At 68.4% G+C, this 3,899-nt stretch carries 2 protein-coding genes and 1 pseudogene; all 3 read left to right on the forward strand.

The genetic code is table 11. The annotated features are described in order from the left end of the window. A pseudogene (locus EN749_RS39165) lies at nucleotides 1-160 on the forward strand (nucleotidyltransferase family protein); the annotation flags it as partial. After that, on the forward strand, nucleotides 157-3,291 hold the full coding sequence (gene addB, locus EN749_RS32315) for a double-strand break repair protein AddB (protein WP_128364692.1): 3,135 nt from the start codon (nucleotides 157-159) through the stop codon (nucleotides 3,289-3,291). The pseudogene EN749_RS39165 and the gene addB, both read left to right, overlap by 4 nt. Next, nucleotides 3,288-3,899 (forward strand): UvrD-helicase domain-containing protein (locus tag EN749_RS32320; protein WP_145991093.1); only part of this gene is annotated, 612 nt, incomplete at its 3' end. The genes addB and EN749_RS32320, both read left to right, overlap by 4 nt.

Below are 3,899 nucleotides of genomic sequence, written 5' to 3' on the forward strand. Positions count from 1 at the left end.
GGCCGGGCCGCACTCGCTCAACGCCTATTTCGATTCCGCCATCGCGGCCGGCCGCCTGTTCGGCATGCCGATGCATGGCCACTGGGTCACCGTCGGCACGCCCGATGCCGTACCGCTCGCGGAAGCGGCGGTCGCCGGCGCGCTCATCGAGTCGCAATGAGCGGCTCCAGCCGCGTTTTCTCGATCCCGCCCGGAGCGCCGTTTCTGCCGACGCTTGCCGAGGCGCTGCTTGCCGGTCGCCTTGTTCCGGGGTTTCGATTTGACGGCGACCCGCTCGCTTTGGCCGATGTCACCATCTATGTGCCGACACGCCGTGCCGCGCGTGCCTTGCGGGGTGTCTTCGTCGACAGCCTGGCGGCACGCGGCGGCGGCGGCTCGGCAATCCTGCCGGTCATCCGGCCGCTCGGCGAGTTCGACGAAGATGAGGCCGCGTTCGAGACCGAGGCATCGGCGGCCATCGATCTCGCGCCGCCGATTTCGGCAACCGAACGCCTGTTGCTGCTGACGCCGCTGGTGCGCGCCTGGAAACGCCGGCTGCCGGCACATGTCGCCGCCCTCTTTGCCGAGGAGATCGTCATCCCGGCTTCCACCGCCGACGCGATCTGGCTGGCGCGCGATCTCGCCCGGCTGATGGACGAGATCGAGACGGAAGGAACGGACTGGGCCAAGCTCACCGATCTGGTGACCGGCAACCTTGCCGGATGGTGGCAGGTGACCCTCGAATTCCTCGGCATCGTCACCGAAGCCTGGCCGAAATTCCTCGCGGAAAGCGACCGCTCCAATCCGGCCGCGCATCGCAGCGCGCTGATCCGCGCCGAGGCGGCGCGGCTGCTGCGCAATCCGCCCGCTGGCCCGGTCATCGCCGCAGGGTCGACCGGCTCGATCCCCGCCACGGCTGAACTGCTTGCCGCCATCGCGCGCCTGCCCGGCGGCGCCATTGTGCTGCCGGGTCTCGACCGAACGCTGGACGAAGCGTCATTCCAGGCGATTGCCGCGCCCGGCGCGCGTCCAGCTGTGCTCGGCCACCCGCAATATGGCCTGGCCAGGCTGATAGGCAAGATCGGCGTATTGCGCGGCGACGTCGAGGAGATTGGCGTGGCCGAACCGCGACTTGCGCTTCGCGCCGCTCTTGTCGGCGAAGCGCTGCGGCCGGCCGAAACCACCGAACTCTGGGCCGAGACACGTGCGGGCTTCCCGGCGTCCCACATTGCCGGCGCCTTCGCCGAGGTGACCCTGCTCGAAGCTGCCAGCGAACGTGATGAAGCTGTCGCCATCGCCGTCGCGCTCAAGCGCGCGGTCGAACAGCCCGGCCAAAGGGCGGCTCTCGTCACCGGCGATCGCGCATTGGCACGGCGCGTCTCGATCGAGCTCCAGCGCTTCGGCGTCGTCGCCGACGATTCCGGTGGCACGCCGCTCGCCAACACCCCGGCGGCCAGCCTGCTCAGGCTGGCGCTCGAGGCATTGTTCAGGCCAGGCGATCCGGTTGGCCTGCTGTCGCTGCTCAAGCATCCGCTGCTTGGCCTCGGCCTCGAACGGGCCGATGTGCGCCACGCGGCGGAACTCGTCGAGCTGGTGGCGCTGCGCGGCGGCACCGGCCGCCCAGACATCGTTTCGCTGCCGGAACTGTTCGAGGCCCGCCTCACCGGCCTGGGCGGCGGCAGTCGACAGCCCTTCTGGTTTTCCCGGCTGACCGTGCGCTCCATCGAAACTGCCCGGAATTTGCTTGAACGTCTCAAGCAAGCGCTGGCGCCGCTCGCAGCCTTCCGCGGCCGGGATGACGCCAACCTTGCCGCGCTTGTCAGGGCCAGTGTCGTCTCACTCGAAAATCTCGGCCGCACCGCCGACGGTGGTCTTGGCGAGCTCTATGCCGGTGACGCCGGTGAAAAGCTTGCCGAACTGCTGCGCGGGCTGGTCTCGGCTTCGGCTTCACTGTCCTTCGCGGCGACCGAGTGGCCCGATATCATGGCGGCGCTGATCGCGCCTGAAACGGTCAAGCCGGCACAAGGCACCGACCGGAACATCGCCATCTGGGGTGCGCTGGAAGCCCGATTGCAGACCGTCGACACGCTGGTCATCGGCGGGCTCAACGAGGGCGTATGGCCGCGCAAGCCCGAGAGCGACCGCTTCATGTCGCGGCTGATGAAGACCGGCATCGACCTCGAACCGCCCGAGCGGCGCATCGGCCTTGCCGCGCATGATTTCCAGATGGCCATGGGCGCTGGGAAAGTGGTGCTGTCCCGCTCGGCGCGTGCCGGCGACGCCCCCGCCGTGCCGTCGCGCTGGCTGCAGCGGCTGCTGACCTTCATCGGCAGCGACCAGGCAGCGGAGCTGCGCCGGCGTGGCGACGAACTGCTCGCCTGGGCGCGCGCGCTGGATACCGGCCCAAGGCAGGATTTCGCGCCACGGCCGCAGCCGAAGCCGCCGCTGTCGGTGCGCCCGACGCATTTCTCGGTCACCGAGATCGAGACCCTGCGCCGTGACCCCTACGCCGTCTATGCGAGACGCATCCTTGGCCTGATGCCGCTCGATCAGGTCATCCGCGATCCTGGTGCGGCCGAGCGCGGCACGCTGTTTCACGCCATCCTGCACCTGTTCTCAGGCAGTGTCGCCGATCCGCGCACCCCCGAGGCGCTCGCCGGCCTTATCGCCGCCGGCCGCGCCTGTTTTGCCGAGGCCGCGCTTCCGGCCGATGTCGAGGCGGTGTGGTGGCCACGTTTCGAGAAACTCGCCGCCAACATCATCGAGTGGGAGCGCACGCGCGCCGATGCGGTGACAAGGCGTTATGCCGAGGAGCGCGCCGGCAAGACCGTTGTCGGCCAGTCCGGCGTGACTCTGTCCGGCTACGCCGACCGGGTCGACCTTTTGGCCGGTGGCATGGCCGACATACTGGATTACAAGACCGGTTCCTCGCCGTCCAAGGCGCAGGCGCACACACTGCTAGCGCCGCAACTGGCGCTGGAGGGTGCGCTGCTCAGGCGCGGCGCCTTCAAGGATTTAGGCGCGCGCGAGCCCTCTCAACTGGCCTTCATCAGGCTGAAGCCGAATGGCGAGGTGTTCGAGGAATCCATCCTCGAACACAATCGCCAGCCGCGGACCGCGACCGATCTTGCCGAAGAGGCCTGGGCGCGGCTGGAAAAGCTGTTGATCCACTATGCCGATCCTGCGACGGGTTATCTGTCGCGCGCGCTGCCGTTCCGCGAAGGCGAGACTGATGGCGACTACGACCATCTTGCCCGCGTGCTCGAATGGTCGGCAGGCGGCGATGCCGGTGACGAGGGAGGAGAGGCATGAAAAAGGCCTATCCGATCCCCAGCGACACCGCGACCAGCCAGGCCCGCGCCGCCGATCCCGGCAATTCCGCCTGGGTGTCGGCGAATGCCGGATCCGGCAAGACCCATGTGCTGGCCCAGCGCGTCATCCGGCTGCTGCTGCGCGGCACCGATCCGTCGAAGATACTGTGCCTGACCTATACGCGCGCCGCCGCCGCCAACATGTCCAACCGGGTGTTCTCGACACTGTCGGAGTGGACGACGCTTGGTGACGCGGATCTGGCGGCAAAGGTCGAGGCTCTGGAGGGGCGCCGGCCCGATCTCGAGACCATGCGCCGGGCGCGGCGCCTGTTCGCCGAGGCGCTGGAAACACCCGGCGGGCTGAAGATCCAGACCATCCATGCCTTCTGCGAATCGGTGCTGCACCAGTTCCCGCTGGAAGCCAACATCCCGGCCCATTTCGAGATGCTCGACGGCCAGATGGAAGCCTCGCTGTTTGCCGCGGCGCGCCGCGAGATGATTTCGGGCACATCCGCCGGCGACAGGGATCTGGCCGAGGCTTTTGCCGCCATTCTCGATCGGGGCGGCGAAGCCGGGCTCGACGCCTTGCTGGGTGAGATCGTGCGCAAG

It is taken from the genome of Mesorhizobium sp. M7A.F.Ca.ET.027.02.1.1 (genome assembly GCF_004022985.1).
Taxonomy (GTDB): domain Bacteria; phylum Pseudomonadota; class Alphaproteobacteria; order Rhizobiales; family Rhizobiaceae; genus Mesorhizobium.

Bases quoted from the DNA above. Each gene is read 5' to 3' on its own strand.
- addB (WP_128364692.1), top strand. From the start codon at position 157: ATGAGCGGCTCCAGCCGCGTTTTCTCGATCCCGCCCGGAGCGCCGTTT.